Source organism: Thermosynechococcus sp. JY1331 (assembly GCF_031583475.1).
Lineage (GTDB): Bacteria > Cyanobacteriota > Cyanobacteriia > Thermosynechococcales > Thermosynechococcaceae > Thermosynechococcus.
In genome coordinates, this window is record NZ_CP134180.1 from 1061725 (window position 1) to 1080062 (window position 18338).

14 protein-coding genes and 1 tRNA gene are annotated in these 18338 nt (G+C 54.6%); 4 read left to right on the top strand and 11 right to left on the bottom strand.

Annotated features, from left to right (window positions below; genetic code table 11):
* Positions 1–41: 41 nt before the first annotated feature.
* Positions 42–644, top strand: coding sequence for a Uma2 family endonuclease (locus tag RHJ31_RS05040; RefSeq protein WP_302677589.1), 603 nt, complete (start codon positions 42–44; stop codon positions 642–644).
* Here the strand turns inward: RHJ31_RS05040 and RHJ31_RS05045 are convergent.
* Positions 641–1804, bottom strand: coding sequence for a pyridoxal phosphate-dependent aminotransferase (locus tag RHJ31_RS05045; RefSeq protein ID WP_302677590.1), 1164 nt, complete (start codon positions 1802–1804; stop codon positions 641–643). The genes RHJ31_RS05040 and RHJ31_RS05045 overlap by 4 nt on opposite strands.
* Before the next feature lie 96 nt (positions 1805–1900).
* Positions 1901–1973, bottom strand: a tRNA-Glu gene (locus RHJ31_RS05050).
* A 100-nt stretch (positions 1974–2073) separates the two neighbouring features.
* Here RHJ31_RS05050 and RHJ31_RS05055 point away from each other — a divergent pair.
* The gene (locus RHJ31_RS05055; RefSeq protein ID WP_302677592.1) at positions 2074–2922 is read left to right on the top strand and encodes a glycosyltransferase family A protein; all 849 of its coding nucleotides are present in this window, start codon (positions 2074–2076) and stop codon (positions 2920–2922) included.
* On the opposite strand, the gene RHJ31_RS05060 is transcribed toward RHJ31_RS05055, so the two are convergent.
* A complete protein-coding gene (locus tag RHJ31_RS05060; RefSeq protein ID WP_302677593.1) occupies positions 2919–4913 on the bottom strand; it encodes an elongation factor G in 1995 nt (664 codons plus the stop codon). The genes RHJ31_RS05055 and RHJ31_RS05060 overlap by 4 nt on opposite strands.
* 181 nt (positions 4914–5094) lie before the next feature.
* Here RHJ31_RS05060 and RHJ31_RS05065 point away from each other — a divergent pair, with 181 nt between their 5' ends.
* On the top strand, positions 5095–6147 hold the full coding sequence (locus RHJ31_RS05065) for a tetratricopeptide repeat protein (protein WP_302677594.1): 1053 nt from the start codon (positions 5095–5097) through the stop codon (positions 6145–6147).
* Positions 6148–6150: 3 nt separating this feature from the next.
* Here the strand turns inward: RHJ31_RS05065 and hmpF are convergent, their stop codons facing one another.
* From hmpF to RHJ31_RS05100, 7 genes are all read right to left on the bottom strand, one after another.
* Complete coding sequence (hmpF, locus tag RHJ31_RS05070) at positions 6151–7836, bottom strand: pilus motility taxis protein HmpF (RefSeq protein WP_302677596.1); 1686 nt, start codon at positions 7834–7836, stop codon at positions 6151–6153.
* 287 nt (positions 7837–8123) lie between these two features.
* The gene (locus RHJ31_RS05075) at positions 8124–9320 is read right to left on the bottom strand and encodes a homocysteine biosynthesis protein (protein WP_302677597.1); all 1197 of its coding nucleotides are present in this window, start codon (positions 9318–9320) and stop codon (positions 8124–8126) included.
* A 5-nt stretch (positions 9321–9325) separates the two neighbouring features.
* The gene (locus RHJ31_RS05080; RefSeq protein ID WP_302677598.1) at positions 9326–10126 is read right to left on the bottom strand and encodes a hypothetical protein; all 801 of its coding nucleotides are present in this window, start codon (positions 10124–10126) and stop codon (positions 9326–9328) included.
* An 18-nt stretch (positions 10127–10144) separates the two neighbouring features.
* Positions 10145–10888 (bottom strand): response regulator transcription factor RpaB, encoded by a 744-nt coding sequence (rpaB, locus tag RHJ31_RS05085; RefSeq protein ID WP_149821735.1) that lies wholly within the window; start codon positions 10886–10888, stop codon positions 10145–10147.
* A 250-nt stretch (positions 10889–11138) separates the two neighbouring features.
* Positions 11139–14558, bottom strand: coding sequence for a phycobilisome rod-core linker polypeptide (locus tag RHJ31_RS05090; RefSeq protein ID WP_302677599.1), 3420 nt, complete (start codon positions 14556–14558; stop codon positions 11139–11141).
* 221 nt (positions 14559–14779) lie between these two features.
* Positions 14780–15769, bottom strand: coding sequence for a thiamine-phosphate kinase (gene thiL / locus RHJ31_RS05095; protein ID WP_315862965.1), 990 nt, complete (start codon positions 15767–15769; stop codon positions 14780–14782).
* Entirely contained in the window at positions 15769–16278 is a 510-nt protein-coding gene (locus RHJ31_RS05100) for a TIGR02652 family protein (protein WP_149819327.1), read from the bottom strand. The genes thiL and RHJ31_RS05100 overlap by 1 nt, the downstream gene beginning before the upstream one ends.
* Positions 16279–16454: 176 nt before the next feature.
* Here RHJ31_RS05100 and thiO point away from each other — a divergent pair, with 176 nt between their 5' ends.
* Positions 16455–17561, top strand: coding sequence for a glycine oxidase ThiO (gene thiO / locus RHJ31_RS05105; RefSeq protein ID WP_302677600.1), 1107 nt, complete (start codon positions 16455–16457; stop codon positions 17559–17561).
* On the opposite strand, the gene rpe is transcribed toward thiO, so the two are convergent.
* Complete coding sequence (gene rpe / locus RHJ31_RS05110) at positions 17558–18253, bottom strand: ribulose-phosphate 3-epimerase (RefSeq protein ID WP_302677601.1); 696 nt, start codon at positions 18251–18253, stop codon at positions 17558–17560. The two genes, thiO and rpe, sit on opposite strands and share 4 nt — an antisense overlap.
* Positions 18254–18338: the final 85 nt, after the last annotated feature.

Sequence of the window (18338 nt, forward strand, 5' to 3'; positions counted from 1 at the left end):
GCCTTCGCTAGGATCAAGTTATTCGGCTTGAACCAACTGTTATGACTTCTACGACACCCGTGGACAGCTCGCCGCTGCTGCTCAATGTCCGCAATGCAACGGTGCAGGTGACCCCAGAGCAGTTTGATCAGCTCTGCCGCGATAATCCTGATCTGCGCCTAGAATTGACCCAGGCTGGAGAATTGATTGTCATGCCGCCAACGGGGGGGCAAACAGGTGCCCAAAATTTTGAGCTGATTGTGGAAGTGGGGCTTTGGAACCGGCAAACGCAACTGGGGCGTGCCTTTGATTCCTCAACGGGCTATGACTTTACAGCTTTGGGGGGCGGCAAACTCTCCCCAGATGTCTCTTGGATTGCTAGCCACCGCCTAGAGGGCGTTGATCTGACGGGCTTTATCCCCATCGTGCCAGATTTCGTTGCTGAGTTGCGATCGCCCTCGGATGCGATTGACCGCTTACGTACCAAAATGCAGGAGTATCGGCGACTGGGGGTGCGCTTGGGGCTGCTGATCAATTCCCAAGATCGCCAAGTAGAACTCTACCGCCCCCAAGAGGACGTGGTTGTTTTGGACGCCCCCGAGGTCGTTGATTGCAGCGAGGTGATGCCGGGGTTTCTCCTACCGATGGCGCGGTTGTGGATTTAGAGGCGCTCGACAAATTTTGCCAGTCGCGTCAGGCCTTTTTCAATGGTGGCCAAATCTGTGGCGTAGGAGAGGCGAATGTGATCATCCATGCCAAAGGCTTTACCGGGAATCGTGGCCACTCTTTCTTCCTCCAGCAGGCGATCGCAAAACTCTACGGAACTTAAACCCGTTTCGCTAATATCCACAAAGAGATAAAAGGCGCCTTGGGGTTTGAGACAGCGCAGGCGAGGAGTCTCAGAAATGCGTTCATACATACAGGCACGGCGATCGCGGAAGGCGGCCACCATTTCGGCCACACAGGCTTGACTTCCCTCTAGAGCCGCAAGGGCACCGTATTGGGCAAAGGTACAGACATTTGAGGTGCTGTGGCTCTGAATTTTTGTGGCGACTTTAATGACATCGGTTGCCCCTGCCAGATAGCCCACACGCCAACCGGTCATCGCATAGGCCTTGGCAAAGCCACTACAGACAATGGTTCGCTCAAAGGCTGCCTCACTGACAGCACCGATGCTCAGGTGTTCAGCCCCATCGTAGAGAATCTTCTCGTAAATCTCATCGGAGATCACCCACAGTTGATGCCGCACAATGACTGCCGCTAGTTCGCGAATTTCCTCGGGGGTATAGACCATGCCCGTGGGGTTGCTGGGGGAGTTGAGGACAAAGAGCCGTGTTTTGGGGGTAATGGCATCCTCTAGCTGGGCAGGGGTAATCCGATAGCCGGTTTCCGCAGTGGTTGTCACAATCACCGGCGTGCCACTGGCCAAGTGCACCATTTCTGGATAGCTCACCCAGTAGGGGGCAGGAATAATCACCTCATCGCCGGGATTGATTAGGGCTAGCATCAGGTTAAAGAGGGCTTGCTTGCCGCCATTGGTCACTAGGATATTTTCGGCGCGATAGGGCAGGTGGTTGTCGTTGTTGAGCTTGGTGGCGATCGCCTGCCGCAAGGCCGGTTCCCCTGCCGCCGGACCATAGCGGGTTTTGCCTTGATCGAGCGCTGTTTTTGCCGCCTCACGAATATGGGCAGGGGTGTCAAAGTCGGGCTCGCCCGCACTAAAGCTACAGATATCTTCTCCCGCTGCGCGCATTGCCTTGGCTTTGGCATCAATCGCCAGCGTTACCGACGGCGTGACCCGCATCACCCGCGTTGCCCAGTCCATCCTTTGTCTCCTGCACTACTTTCCGTATTGTGGCACTTTGGCAGGGGAGCGGCGAATCAAATATCGACCGTTCACGTTGAGGTTGCCAATGGAGGATACCCCCAGGGGAATTCGAATCCCCGTCGCCTCCGTGAAAGGGAGGTGTCCTAGGCCTCTAGACGATGGGGGCAAGACTCAGCATTAGTTAATGTAGCGAATGCCCTGAGCGTTTGTCAACCCCTCGGGAAATTTTTGCATCGCAGCCGCTCCTAGGGAGAAAATGAGGGCGAGTGACTGAGGGACTTGCTGTGGAACTTGCTGGCCTACGTTCCTTCTCGATTGTGATGCCCGCCTACAATGTGGTGACCCAGCGGGGAGAAACGGTCTTTCGGGAAACCCTTGAGAGCATTGCCGCCAGTTGCCGCTACCTCCAACAGCACTTCCCCTACGCCACTGCGGGGGAATTCATCCTGATTAGCGATGGTTCAACGGATCACACCTGTGATGTGGCGACGGCAGGATGGCCGAATGCCGTGCCCCTACAATTGGTGGGCTTACCGACGAATATTGGGATTGCGGCAGCGCGGAACATGGGGGTGCGCTTGGCCAAAGGGGAGGTGATTTTTTTCTGTGATGCCGATGATCTCTACCGCCCTGAGCATCTGTTTTTAGCCCTATCGGTGTTGAATCAGCCTTTACCCGCACCCTATGCCCCAGCGTATTTTGGGGCGGTACGCACGGGGGTCTATTGTCGCGATCGCCTGCATCCCTACTGGCACAAAAGCCTCGAGCAAACGCTGGTGCTCAATCTCGCCGTGCGCCGCGAAGTCCATGAGTTTATTGGCGGCTTTCCCGAAGAGGAGGTGTTTCGCCAATTTCGCTATGGGGCTGAGGATGTGGCCTATGCCCATTGGCTGCACCAGTTTTGCCACACTGCCCGCCTCCAGCAGCAGACGGTTGAGTACCGCCGCTTTCCCAATAGTTTCTTTGACCGTCAACTCAAGAAATTCCAAGCGGCTCCCGGCACCGTGGCTGATGATCTGGATGCGAGCGATCGCCAGCAGGAGGCGCAGATTCAGCAGATTATGGCCACACGACTCCAGGAATTGCAGGCCAAGGCGGCTCAACTGGTAGCCTAGGCTTTTTTGTGGCGCTGGACAATCGTCGCGGCCAGTTTCTCCGGTACTTCTTGAAGATGGTCAAATTGCCAATGGAAGCCACCTGTGCCCATCGTTAGCGATCGCAACTCCACCACAAAGTCATGCATTTCTGCTTGGGGTAAATAAGCCTCAATCTGTTCCCAGCCGGGCCAACCCTCCTTATTGCTGTAGCCCAAAACCTGACCGCGCCGCCCCGTCAACGCCTGCATCACCTTAGCCGTAAAAGCTTGGGGCATCCACACTTGGACTGCCATGATGGGTTCTAGGAGTTGCGGTTCACACTGGGGAATTCCCGCTTGCATGGCGAGGCGAGCCGCTTGGCGAAAGGCCTGCTCAGAGCTATCCACGGAGTGATAGGAGCCATTGGTGAGGGTCACCGCCACATCCACGATCGGAAATCCCAACGGTCCTTGGTTGAGAAATTCCCGCACCCCTTGCTCGACACCGGGGATATATTGCTTGGGCACAACGCCGCCGACAATGGTTTCACTAAATTGAAAGCCGCTGCCGCGTTCTAGGGGAGCAATATCGAGGTAGACATCGCCAAACTGGCCGTGGCCACCGGTTTGATGTTTATAGCGGCCATGACTGTTTTTCGTGCTGCGGCGAATGGTTTCCTTGTAGGGGACTTGGGGGAGATGGGTTTGCATCGGTAGGTTATATTTGCGGCGCAGGCGATCAAGGGCAATCTGCAAGTGAATGTCACCCTGTCCCCAGAGAATAATTTCATGGGTATCGCCATGCTGTTCCCAGCGCAGCGCCGGATCTTCCTCAAGGAGTTTTTGCAGCGCGCTGGTGAGCTTCACCTCATCACTGCGTTTACTGGGGGTAATGGCCAAGGCATAGACGGGTTCTAGTTGGGGGGCACAGGGCAAAGGCACCGCCTGACCATTGATACTGAGGGTCTCACCCGTACGAATGCCCTCTAGCCGCGCCAAGAGAACGATGTCCCCCGCTGTGGCTTGTCCCAAGGATTCCAGTTGTGTACCTTGGGCACGGTAGATACCCCCCACGCGCACCCCATTCAAGCTCATACCATCGGTCAAGGTACCCTGCCAGACCCGAACGAGGGAGAGCTTGCCGCCTCCTTGGGGTAGATAGAAGGTCTTCAGCACTTGGGCGAGGGGTTCCTCACCATTGATCTGGCGATGGGCAGCAGTTTCTGTGGCATCGGGTGCTTCGCGATCAAGGGCTGCCAATAGGGGGCGCACACCGTAGTCTGTTTGCGCACTGCCAAAAAAGACGGGCACAATTAAATCGGCTCCCAACTCCCAGCGCAGATCCGCCATGATTTCACTTTCTGGCGGCGCAATATCCTCAAGGAGTTCTTCCAAAAGGTGGTCATCATAGTTGGCTAGAGCCTCCAGTAGCTCCGCCCGCGCCGCCTGTTCAACGGCTTGTAATTCCGAAGGAAAGGAAACTAAATCCGCCGCTGCCCCCGCATGATAGTGATAGGCCTGCTCCGTCACCAAGTCAATGTAGCCCAAGAGATCATCCCCCTGCCAAATGGGGTACTGGTGGGGTACCAAGGGGCGACTGGAAACTTGGCGATAGGCCGCGAGGATCTCCATGTAGGGGTCATGGGCGCGCTCCATCTTGTTGACAAAAAGAATATGGGGAATCTGGCAGTCATCGAGGAATTTGAACAGGGGGGTTAGGGTAAAGGCGCGATCGCTCAGGGGTTCACAGACAACGATCGCCATATCCACCCCCACGAGGGCATTGAGGGTTTCTTGCAGCAATTCCACCGAGCCGGGACAGTCGAGAAGCGTCAGCTCCAAGTCTCCATACTGGGTATGAACGACATTCAGTTCTACCCCCATTTGGCGATCGCGAGCCTCAGGGCTGGTATCTAGAAGACTACTGGCCTTACTGCTCGTGGCGTGGGTAAGGCGCAAAATGCTTTCTGCAAGGGTTGTTTTGCCACTGTTGTAGCTGCCCACAAGGGCAATGTTGCATCGTCTCGCCATCGCACACCTACCTTTTGATTTGCCATTCGGGTCAAAATTGTCCAGAATAGAGCCTTAGTTTGCCTTAACTAGATCTCTTAACCCTTGGCGATCGCCCTTGGCGGAATTTGCAGTATCTCTTAAGAGAGCTGTAAACAACCGTTAAGTTGAGGTTAATGTTTGCGAGGAGGACTCACTCACGATGCGCTTCAATTCCCTTTTGTGGGCTAGTATTGCCAGTCTTGGCCTTTGGATGGCATCGCCAGTACACGCCAATAGCCAAGTCAGCACGCTGATGCAAGAAGGGCGACGGCTAGTGGAAGCAGGAAACTATGCCCAAGCCTTGGCCATTTATCAGCAACTGCTCCAGAGCGAGAGCCGTAATCCCCGCGTGCATTCTGCCATTGGCTACATCTATGCCCAGCAGGGACAATTTGCCGAAGCCGCCCGTGCCTACCAACGCGCTATTGAGCTGGATCAACAAAACGCTGATTTTTACTATGCCCTCGGCTACAGTCTGGGGATGATGGGGGAAAACCACGGGGCTGCTGCCGCCTACCGCCAAGCCATTCGCCTGAATAACCGTAATGCCCAATCCTACGAAGGACTGGCGGTGATTCTCGCCCGCATGGGGGATCCCCAAGGCGCTATACAGGCCTACCGCTCCGCCCTCAGTCTTGACCCCCGCAATTGGGCGGCTCAAAAGGGATTAGGCGTTTTGCTGCTCCAACAACGCAATATTCCTGAAGCCCTCAGTAGTCTGCAACAGGCGGCAAGCCTTGCCCCCGGCAATGCCTCGATTCAACTCAACTTGGGGATGGCACTTCTGGCCGCCGGCGATCCTAGCAATGGCTGGCAAGCGATTGATCGCGCCGCTAACTTGGGTCAGCGGGATGCGGATCTGCTACAACAGGTGGCTGAACTGGCCGTTGCGGCGAATCAACCCGAGCGAGCCATTCAAACCTATCGCCGCCTAATCACTTTGCAACCCGAACGGCTAGCCACCTACTTTAGCTTTGGCGAGTTGTTAATGCAGCAGAACAACCCCCTTGAAGCGGCGGCAATTTATCGTCAAGCTACGCAGATCAACCCTAGAGATCCCGAGGGATTTTATCGCTTGGGCAAAGCCTTGGCAGCGCAAGGGCGGCGGCAGGAGGCTCGCAGTGCCTATCAAGTGGCTTTGAAACTGTACCGTGAGCAAAATAACCGCGCAGGAGAAACCAAAGTCCGAGACGCGATGCGGCAGCGCAATTAGCGACTAAGCCCCCTGCCCTAGATTCATGACGACCTGCTGCAATTCAGAAATGAGAGCACTGGGACGGCCATTGAGGATATTTTGGTTTAGTCCCTCTAGGCCTTGGCGCAGGTGATTGAGGCGATCTTGAACGGGCTGTAAAATCTCCCGCAGTAGATTCGCTTGGCCGCGCTTGGCAGCGAGTAACCGTTGCTCTTCAATCAGTGCCTGTTCTTCTTGACTGAGTTGATCTTTTTGCTGCTGTTGCAGTTTGCGGCGCTCTTCAAGGTCATGGCGCAGACTTTCGAGATCAGTATAGGCCTGCTGCAATTCTTCCGCGAGTTGATTGACAGCCACACTGTACTCTTGAAACTGGCGCTCCAGTTCACTGAGGATGGGAATGAGGCTAATGCCCTGTTGGGAGGCGGGATCTTTGCGCGCCTCTAGCACTTGTTTGTGGATTTTGTAGATCGCTTCTTTTTCACGGATATTTTGCCGCTGTCCTTCAAGCGCCTGATTGAGCAGATTACAGCGCTGGCGTTCGTCCTCCAGTTCTCCTGCCAGTTGCAGGCGATCGAAATCACTGGCTTCTTTGACTTTTTGCTCCAGTTCTGCTAAGGACTCCAGAGCCATTTTTAGCTCTTCTTCTTGATCGTTGACAAAGGCAGAGGCACGTTTGAGGTCATTACCGCGGTTGGCGACTTCTTTTTCGAGTTCCTCCATGGGCATTTTCATCAGGGCATTCACATCCACGGCCTCTGTGAGATCACTGACCATGGCTTGGCGCATTTGCTGGATCATTTCCTCCTGTTGGGCAAGGAGGTGACGTTCTTTTTCAAGCACGGACTGTTTGTAACGGCAGAGTTCCTCCTGCAGGGCGATCGCCCGACTGTCTTGCCAAAATTGTTCTTGGGCGGTGCGCCACGTCTCCTCCTTTGCATGGAAGGCTTGCAGTTGTTCCTCTAGGGCAGCTTGCCGTTGACTCAGCTCCTGCTCCAGTTGCTCCAGTTGCTGCCAGTATTGACTCAGCAAGGCCTGCTGCTGGTCTAAAATTTGAAAACATTCCGCGATTTGAGGACGCCCACCACTGTTGAGGGTCTCTGCCAACTGCCGCAAAATCGAGTCCACTTGGCGAATTTGCTCTGGGGATAGGCCAACGCTGTGGCTTGATTTAAGTTGTTCCCAGCGCTGCTGCTCTTGGTGCACTTGGTGGCGTAAATTTTCAAGGGCTTGGCGCTCTGCTTGAATCCGCTGTTCCTCGGCGGTCAATTCTTCTCGCAATTTGTTGAGTTGTGCTAGCTGCTCTTCAGCGCCGGCCAGTTGCGCCTCTAGTTCTTGGAGTTCTTCTCTGCGCTGCTCAAATTCCTGTTCCCGTTGGTTCAGAGCTTCTGCTTGATAGGAGAGGGATTGCTTCCAGCCCTCAATTTCTTCCTCTTGACTTTGGAAGCGCTCACGCATCCGTGTGAAGCCGTGCAAGATACCGGTGAGACGGCGCGTTGCTTCATCCACGTTTTGAATCTGGCGGTTGGCGGCCATTTCAACAAAGACCAACACACCATTGCCGTAGTCACGACTGTTGTCAAAGGGAATGGTTTCTTCGTTTTGGGGGACAGGGTGCCAGTAGCCCGACTGCTCACGCATCAACAACTTCAACTCGGATTTCGTCCCCATGAAACCCGTTTTTTTAATCACCTCGGCAAGATACTGCACAGCCCTTGACCTCTACCCTAACGCTGAGACTGACACACAACTAGAACATACAACAACCGTAATAATACGCATGACGAAATTAAGTGAGTGAAGGATGCAACTTTTCGTCTGTCCGCGATCGCTGGAATCCAGAACCCTATATTTTTATTAAACACCCATCGGCAAGTGTTCAGCAGTGGCCTGAATCACTCGGTCGGGGACTGGAGAATTGCCAAGGCCAAGGTGGTTGAACTATTGGTCATTATAGCGAAAGGAGGGTTGCTACCCGCCAAAAGTCATTAATGTCATTAATCATCGCTGGCAGCGGGCATCCAAGGTTGCTGTGGCAAAAAGACGCGATCGCGCGGCAGGGGGGCAACGGGTTCTGTGAGGGTAAAACGACCACTGTGGATCCAGTCTTTGAGGACTTCGGCAATGCGCTGACTAAAGTAAAGACTCGTTAGGGGAGCAGTGCGCACAGTTTTGCCTTCAATTTTGATTTTGCCTGACTTGAGTTGAGCATAGTTGACCATGCCAAAGGTGGGACGCACGCGGCGGGGAATTGAAAAGTCAATAATTGGCGCCACCACTTCCTCATCGCGAATGGCACAGCGGGCAATAACGTCTTGATCTAAGACGGGCAGGGGCACGCCCACTCCCAACATCAGGGAGGCACCGTAATGTTTGAAATAGCAACCGCGCACCCAAAAGGGATCCATTTGCTTGGCATCACCAATCAGGGCAAGGGTGGCTGCTGGACCAATGGGGGTGTCGTTGGCCAACCGTTTTTGCAAGGGGAAGTGTTGAGTGCCTTCCCACGCCACATAACCAATGCCACCGCCGAGAAAAATGCGCGTGCCAATCCCCACCAGTCGCAAGTAGGGATCATTCAATAGAGGTGAAAGGGCACCGCCACAGGCATAGACAGCATTCCCCAGTTGCGGTTGCAGCGGACCAAGGTAGGTATAGAGCGGGCGATCGCCCCCATTGACACCGACAATAAAATTTTGATAAAGATTGCGGGGGTTATAGAGATAGAACTGATTGATCGTCTCTTTGCTAATCACCGTTTCTAAACTGGCGCGGGGATAACAATCCGTGACATAGCCCACTGCCCGTAGGGGAATGGCTTTACCCGCAATCAAATCGGCAATGACATGGCCCCCCCCGCGCTCCCGCAGACTGTCGGCTTCGCCCGCTTCGGAATTGGGATCCAGCGATTGGGCTGCCCCCAAGTACAGATCGACGGCGCCAAAACCACTGTAGGCAGGAATGCCATCGAGCCAACACTGCCGCAGTTTAATCGGTGGATCCGTCGGCCCCAAGTTAATCATCGCCCCAGACGATTCCATGGGTTCAAACGTGCCCGTCGTGATCACATCCACTTGGCGCGTTGCTTCCGCAATGCTCAAGCTTTCAAGGCGGGCTTTGAGTTCCGCCAATGTCCAAACGGTGGCTTTGCCTGCTGTAATCTTTTCATTGATTTCGGCAATCGTGCGTTCCACAGGCGTTACCGCAGATCTTCAGGATGGCGGATTTGCCAAGTGCCGTCAGGCAGCCGTGAGACCTTACCTCCTAGACGTTCAATATTCTCGATGGCCGTTTGTCGCGAGCGATCGCTGACCGCATTCACCAGTGCCCAAATCCAAGCATTGATCTGTGCCATCCGACTATCGGGATCCCGCCGTAGGGTTTGTGCCAACGAGCGATAATACTCTGCTGCGGCGCGGACTTGTGGATCTGGATTCATTTCTGCCCAAGCCGCCGCGCGATCGTAGGACTCTGCTGCCGCTCGCCCCTTGCCCAAAAAGAGCAATTCATCCATCGCCCGAAATACCCATGCCAAGTAAGCTGTCGGTTGATAGGCAGGATCCATCGCTGCCAGACCCCGATCCATCAAGGCCACAGAGGTTTGCGGCTGTCCTGCATACACCGTAATTGCCGTTGAAAGATAGGGATAGGTTGGGGCAAAGCGGGGGTCTTTAGCGATAATCACCGCAAAGAAAGCAGGTGCATCGTCGTAACCCGTGACTTGGCGGGCAGCGGAATCACCAAAAAACTGCAAAAATTGCAAAAACGCCCAATCGGCAACTAAATTGTCAAAACCAAAGGAAGGGAGATTTGCCAAAAGCCGCATCTGTGTAATGGTCTGGGCATTCTGGCGCTCATATTCAGCATCAGTGAATTGTTCTCCCGTTTGAGCCTGTAACTGACGCAGGGCATCCTGCTGCATAAAGGCAATAATGCTCAAGGCCACAACCGTCAGACCTAGACCCACAGCTTCTGACCAGTGCCAGCGTTTTTGAAGCATGGCCCACCCTCAAGCCAGTTAAGAATTTTTGTTGCTTGCTTCTCCCGGTTCAGTAATCCGCTGAAAGAGATAGCCTGTTCCCCGTGCTGTCAAAATTAATTCTGGATTACTGGGGTCTTCCTCTAGCTTAGCCCGCAAGCGGGAAATGTGGACATCCACCACCCGCGTATCCACATGGCGTTCTGGCGTGTAGCCCCACACCTGCTCGAGAATTTCTCCCCGTGAGAAGGGTTCCCCCGAGCGTCCCACCAGCAATTCCAAGAGCATAAATTCCATACCCGTGAGGCGAATGCGCTCATCCCCCTTATAGACTTGGCGCTTGTTGGTATCAATGCGAATATTGCCCACCTGAATCACCCCAGAGCTAGGGATACCAGAGGTGCTAGTTTTCTCAATGCGTCGCAGCACCGAGCGAATGCGGGCTTCCAACTCCTTGGGGGAAAAGGGCTTGACCACATAATCATCGGCGCCCAGTTCCAGCCCTGTAATGCGATCGGCGACATCGCCAAGGGCAGTGAGCATAATGATGGGGACATCGGATTCTTTGCGCAGTTCTTGACAGACGCCATAGCCATCGAGTTTGGGCATCATCACGTCAAGCACTACTAAATCTGGCTGCTCCTGCCGAAATGTGGTCAGGGCTTCCTCGCCATCGGCAGCAGTGACGACGGTATAGCCAATCATTGACAGCCGAGTTTCTAAAATGCGGCGAATACTCGCTTCATCATCAACAACGAGTATCTTTTCTTTGTGGCTCTCCAAAGTAACGGACACTCCTACTCAATGAGAACAGTAATGGATAAGAAATTAAAATGTGAATTTTTTGTACTCTATCATTTTTTTACTGGCTATAGAAAGACTCCCAGCCCTCACTAGGACAGGATTTTGCCGATTTTTCAGAATTGAGAATCTTTAAGATATTTTAATGTGGTCTTGTCGAGAAAAAAAGCGGACACCCCTGCAAGAGCATCCGCTAGTGTATTGATTCACCAGTGGTTAGTGGCAGCGTTCCCTAGTCGCGGTGGCTTGGCTGAATCCCCACCAACGAGGGCGAGAGGCTTGACCAAGACTGCTTCACCAAGTCGGCCTCGGCCTTGACACTGCCAATGTAGTTGCCCGCTGGCAGCGTGGGGAAGCGTTTGTAGGGCACAACATCTTCGCCAAAGTAGCGGCTGTACTCAGGGCTATTCACCATCGTTTCGACAGCGGCCTTGAGGCCTTGATCCGCCAAGATTTTGTTGTATTGGCGAATTTCCACTTGGGTTGCCGGGGCGCGACCGAGGAGGTGACGGAAGAGGAATTCAATCACCTTCGTGTTGGGATAGGGGGTGTAGAAGCGGTTGCGATAGATCTCCGAGCTGGCCAAGGTACGCACAAACTCGCGAACCGTAATTTCACCGTTGCGCAGGCGGCTCTCGAGATCAGGGCGCCGGAACTGGCTGGGCACTTGGCCACTGAAGACATCCATCACTTGGCAGTAGATGGCATTGATCACCAGTTCCACTTCAGCACTAGGGGCACCCACGGTCATGCGGAAAATGCGAGCAGGACGGCGACGGGTGGTACCGACCCCCACTTCCACCGATTGACCATCGCCATTGCGGAAGGAGCGTCCCAATTCGATAAAGCGGGGTTTGCTGGGATCCGCTTGACGCGCTTCGGCCTCTTGTTCGGCGATCGCCCGACTGAGGAGCGGCAGCTTCGTGTTATCGAGGCGAGGTTTCACGGGTGCGAAGCTGGGCACGACAATCGCATCACTTTGCTTCGTGAGTTGATTGTGCAATTTCTCAGTGTTGGGGAAGTTGGCCGCCGGCAGGGTGGGGAAGCGACGATAGGGCACCGTATCCTCACCAAAGGCTTCAGCGTATTCAGCACTACTGACGAGGGCTTGGACAAAGGCCTTTAAGCCTTGGGTGGCCAGAATTTGGTTGTAGCGGCGAATTTCCGCTTGATCAAGGGGCGCTCGACCTAAGAAGTGCTTGGTGCCCAGTTCGATCACCTTGGTGTTGGGGTAGGGGGTGTAGAACTCCTTCTGATAGAGTTCCGAGCAACCCAAGCCCTCGATAAACTCCTTGAGGGTAATCTCGCCGTTGCTGAGCTTCGATTCAAGGGCAGTAAATTCATCGCGGACAATGTAGGGCGCCACATCCCGCTCAAAGACCTGACGATAGGCCGCCTGAATCACTAGTTGCAGGTTTTGCTTGTCATTGAGATCTGTGAGCTTAAAGACCTTGGTTTGGTCGCGGCGCTTGCTCACCCCTTGATTGGCACGGAACTGAATTGCTGGCTCGGTTCGCAGTTCGGTCACCGCCCCCAGTTCGACAAAGCGAGGTGTTTCTTCTTTTTCAGGGGGTACGCCAGTTTCACCAATCGTGCCAGTGCGGAGCGATCGCAGAGCCAGACCTTGGGGCGTAATGTAGCGCTCGTAGGGAACCGTATCTTCGCCAAAGGCTTCGCTGTACTCTTGGCTGTCAATGATCGCATCCACTAAGCCATAGAGACCTTTCTTCGAGGCAATGTCGAAGTAGGTATTCATCTCTTGGCGACCATAGGTGGGACGACCCAAGAGGCGACGGTGAATATATTCAATCGCCTTCGTGACGTACAGCGGTGTCCAGTAGAGGCTGCGGAAGAGGTTTGACTTGGCCAAAATCCGCACAAATTCACGCACAGAGATTTCACCATTTTCCAGTTTGATCTCGGCCACTTTTTGGCGCTGCCCTTCGTAGACATCGCGGCCAAAGACTTGCAGATAAGCGGCACGAATCACCCGCTGGGTCGAACTTTCAGCAAATTTGACACTGTCGCCGCCCGTGGCGATCGAGCGTTTGCCAATGCGGGCATTGATGCTGGGAAGCTGATCCAGTTTGAAGACTTTTGGCCCTAGGCTGCCGGGGGCGACCCCACGCGCTGCGGGATTGCTCACCTGATTGTTGATCCCTGGCCCGCGCGTAATGAGAATGCGGCGGGTGTCTTTGTTGAAGGGTTGGGGGCGAGCATTGGGATTTTTCTTCTCTTTCGGGAAGATGGCGCCAAACTGAATTTCCAAGGGATCGTTGCCCGCACCGTAGGGGTGTTGATCCGGCAGCGGCTGATCCTGAGCGGCAAAGGTGGTGATGAATTGCGGGACTTTACGGAAGGGAGCACTGTACTTGAAGAGATCCTGTTGGGCACCCCAGTTGCGGCACTCTTGAGCCTCTTGACCCAGACCCCGCAGATAGGGCACCGTCTCTTCACCAAAGTAGTCGCTGTATTCCTTGGAATCCACAAGGGCATCCACTAAGGCTGGAAGACCCCCTTTGGAAATAATGGCAAAGTAGGTTTGCACTTCCTCACGGCTCGAAGGCCCACGACCCAAAATATGGCGGAAGGCCAGTTCGAGGGCACGGCTGTTGATATAGGGTTCGTAGAAGTTTTTGCGATAGAGGGGCGATTTGGCCAGTTGGCGGATGAACTCCTTCATCGAGATGGAGCCATTTTTCACCTTGGATTCTAGGTCAGAGATGCCCAAGCCGTAGGCACGGGAGATGTCGCGTTCAAAGATTTGCCGATAGGCGGCTTTGACCACTTCGTTTTTCTCGGCAGCGGATAGCCCCGGCTTCATCACAAATTTGGGACGGCGTTCGGCGGCATTGAAGTAAATCTGGGGTAGTTGCAGACCTTGAAGATCCGTGGAGTTGCGCTGCCGCACTTTATCGGAGGGGGCAGGGGCAATAAATTCGTTGATCAGAACTTCAAAGTAGGTTTCCACAATGCCCTTGGCTTCGGCGTCTTTTTCAAAGTAGCTAAGAGCCGCCCGCCGCATTTCCTGTAGGGCAGCAATGGTGGCATCAGTGGAGCAAGCAGCCTCAATAATTTCCCGCAAGCCGCGCGTATTCACCGCCAGAATGTTGGGATCGCCAGCCACAATGGCATAGGTGGTATAGCGCAGGAACCAATCCAAGTCGCGCAGGGATTTTTCCATGCGGGCAGGGCCATAGCGGGCAATGTTGATCGGCTTGAAGCCCACGGGTGCACCACCACCAGAGGCACTAAAGACGGAGCGCAAGCCCTCTAGGAATCCACCACGGGTGTCCACATAGGTTGCGGTTCCCAACTTCATGGCTTCTTTCATGTCAATGGCTTCGCCCCTTGCCCCAGTGGTGAATTGGGGGGCTTCTGCAGTTTGGGGACGGGAGAGGAAGGCCATGGGGGAACCACCGACAAAGATGCGGTTGGCAGCACGGGAAACAATGATGTCGGCGTTGCGGGTGAGGGTGGTGGCAATTTCAAGGCGTTTTGCCCCAGAGCGCAGATAAACAGCGAGTTCATCCAGTTCACCCCGATTCAGGAAGCGATCCTGCTGTTCGGCTTGGATGATCGTTGAAACGGGGACTGTTTGATAAAGTTGCGGGCGGGCAACCGAGCTTCCACCACTTGCTTTGACAACCATGGTTACTAAGAGGCTCCCTTTACTTTTAGTTAACGCGCTAACTTAGATTAGAACGATTCGGGGGTAGCTCGGTATTTTTTTAAGAAATGTATAAATTTATGGGGATTTATCGGCGATCGCCCCTAAGCTTTATGAATTTTTGTAATATTCCTTGACGGCGGTGCCCGACCTCAACACCCATGCCTGCTTCAGGCAACTAATTCGCCCACTCAACCGATCGCCTAAAAGTGCTGAAAAAGTTGATCGGGCTGCAGGGGCAATAATTCACCATTGAGCTTGAGTTGCACTCTCTTTTCAGGAATCATTTCCCCAACAATGGCGGCCTGCTCACCCGCTGCCCTACAAAGTTCTTGAGCCAAGTCTGGGGCAAGGCACAACACCAGTTCAAAATCTTCACCGCCATAGAGTGCCCAGTTCAAGGCCTGCGGGCGATCGCTATAGCCCACCATCGGAATTTGCTCTGCCCAAAGAATCGCACCCACCCCACTGGCTTGACAGAGTTGCAAGACGGCAGCCACTAGACCATCACTACTATCCATGCCAGCCAGACGCGGCGGGGGCACCTGTTGGCGCAGCCATTGCACAATATCCAATCGAGGTTGGGGGCGTTGATGGGCTTGGATCCACGCTTGCCGTAGTTCTGCGGACACAGTACTGGCCCACTGCGGATACAAAAGGCACTCGAGACCAGCGCGGGAGGCACCATGAACCCCCGTCACGACAATGACATCCCCCACCCGGGCGCGATCGCGATAAATAATCCGTTCTGGCGGCGCACTGCCCAAGACGGTGATGCTGAGACTGAGAACGCTAGAGCGACAGGTATCACCACCGATAATACTAGTGCCGTAGGCTTGAGCACAGGCAGCCATCCCTTGGTAAATGCCCTCAATCGTTGCCACAGGACAGTTGCGCGGTGCCGCGAGACCCACCGTTAACCCCAAGGGCAATGCCCCCATGGCTGCAAGGTCGGATAAATTGGCGGCCAGCGATCGCCAGCCCACATCCACTGGCGTCATGGTCACAGGGGTATCGCCCATGCCTAAACTAAAGTGCACCCCCTCCACTAGGACATCGGTACTGACAATCAGTTGCTCCCCAAGGGGTAGCGACAAAACCGCGGCATCATCGCCAATCAATTCCCTGTGGCAATAGGGGCGCAGGCGGGCAATCAATTCCAGTTCGCCACAGTCGGCGAGGGTGAGCATCACTAGTCAAACATCCGAAAATAGGGGGGGCGAATGGGGGCGCCGGGTTCTTTTTCGAGATCAAAGTTAATCACATCCCAGCGCTCCTCTTGGCTAGCGGGGGGGCTAAACTCAACGGGCAAACCAAACAGGCGCAGCATTTGGGGATCTGTGGGGCCTCGCCAAGGGGTGCTGCGTTCGAGGTAGGCACAAAAGAGATCCCGATAGCGTTCGGCAATAATGACTTTGGTGGCGCGGTAGCCTTGGGTGTAGAGGCGATCGAGGGCATCGTGAATTTCAAAGCGAATCCCGTCGGGGTGGGTGTGCTGGCGATACCATTCGCCGTCCCAGAGGCGCCAAATGCGGCCGGATTGTAGGTGCATTAATTCCCCCGTTTTGGCATCAGCTTCAAAAGGACCGTGGCGCGGGCACAGATACGTATCGGTGAGGGTCAGGGCGGGAATGACTTGCCGACAGTGGGGACAACGAATTTCAGGACCAAAGATCGGGTAGTGAGAGCCGGATGAGATCATGGACAGTTACCACACAGCGGCAGCAAATCCACCGCGATCGCCCTTATTATAACGAGTTAACTTCAGGAGCGGAAAACAAGGCGCCGTTCCCCCTCAAGTGGGTGGTTTGGGCTACCCTTAAGGGGTGGCAGATGCCAAGATAAAGAAATGTGTAAATTGGGATTGAAGCGTCAAGAATGATCCTTGGGGATGAACAGCGGGACATTTTGATTATTGGTGGCGGCACCATGGGGCTGGCGATCGCCATCGAATTGGCATTGCGGGGGGCACGACCCACCGTTCTCAGCCGCCAGTTTCGGGAAGCAGCGCTCCATGCCGCAGCGGGAATGTTAGCCCCCCAAGCAGAAGGCTTGCCCGCAGGCGCCATGTGGAATTTGTGTACGGCGAGCCGCAATCTCTATCCCAGTTGGATTGATAAGCTTGAGCAACTGACGGGCATGGATGCGGGCTACTGGCTCTGTGGTATTTTGGCACCCGTGACCGATGAGCGGCAGCGCGATCGCGCCCACCCTATGGAACCCGACAGCCGCTGGCTCGATGCATCTGAACTTGGGAACTATCAACCGGGCTTTGCGGAGAGTGTGCTAGGGGCTTGGTGGTTTCCCCAAGATGGGCAGGTGAATACGCGCAACTTGGCTAAGGTCTTGGTGAGTGCCGCTCGCATTCTAGGAATCGAAGTGATTGAGGGCATTAGTGTCCAGCGGTTTCAGCAAACCCCCCAAGGGGAAATTACAGCCTTGGAGAGCGATCGCGGGCGTTGGTCTGCGGGGATTTACATTCTGGCCACAGGCGCATGGGCACAAAGCCTACTTCCCCTACCCGTCACCCCCCGCAAGGGGCAAATGTTAGCCCTAAAACCGCCGGGGCAACCCCTACTGAACCATGTGATCTTTGGCGATCAACTCTATCTCGTGCCGCGTCGCTCTGGCAAAGTGGTGGTGGGTGCCACCAGTGAGGATGTGGGTTTCCAAGAGGGAACTACGGTTGCTGGCCTGCAAGCACTGCTGAATCGTGCCACCGCCGTTATTCCAGAGTTGGCCAGTTACGAGGTGATTGATACGTGGTGGGGCTATCGTCCAGCCACCCCCGATGATTTACCGATTTTGGGGGAAGGGCCAGCGGCGAATCTTTACTTGGCCACGGGGCATTACCGTAATGGCATTTTACTTGCCCCGATTACAGCGAAGCTGATGGCCAACTTGATTTTGCATCGGACGGGCGATCGCCACCTGAAAGCCTTTTCGTGGCAGCGATTTCAAACTCCGTCGGCAACCAGTGCCTAGGCCGTCACCAACTCAGGACTAGGACGTTTGCTATGGCGGATGCCCGCGATCGCTGCTGCGTAATCCGGTGCCTTGAAGACCGCTGAACCAGCCACAATGGCATTGGCACCGGCTTCGAGAACTTGCCACGTATTTTCCGCCTTGAGACCGCCATCCACTTCGATCCATGGGTCTAAACCGCGCTCTTCGCACAGCTGCCGTAGCCGCCGAATTTTTGGCAAAACCGCTGGAATAAATTTCTGGCCGCCAAAGCCAGGGTTGACACTCATAATCAGCACGAGATCACAGACATCAAGGACGTACTCAATGAGTTCAAGAGGGCTAGAGGGGTTGAGCACTACCCCCGCCTGTTTACCCAGTTCCCGAATTTGACAGAGGGTGCGATGCAGGTGAGGCGAGGCGTTGTGTTCCGCATGGACAGAGATAATATCCGCCCCCGCTTTGGCAAAATCCGCCACGTATTTTTCTGGCTCAACGATCATTAAGTGCACATCGAGGGGCTTTTGGGTCAAGGGGCGAATTGCCTCAACAACCAATGGCCCAATCGTGATATTGGGAACAAAACGACCATCCATGACGTCGACATGGATCCAGTCGGCTCCCGCCCGATCCACCGCTTGGATTTCTTCACCCAAACGACTGAAGTCCGCAGAGAGAATGGAGGGAGCAATCACGACGGGCTTAGCACTCATGACCGATTCATTCCGTAAATAACGTTACAATTGTTTTTCAGTGTACCGAGCGATCGCCCCCACAGCAACTCTCCACCACCCAGAC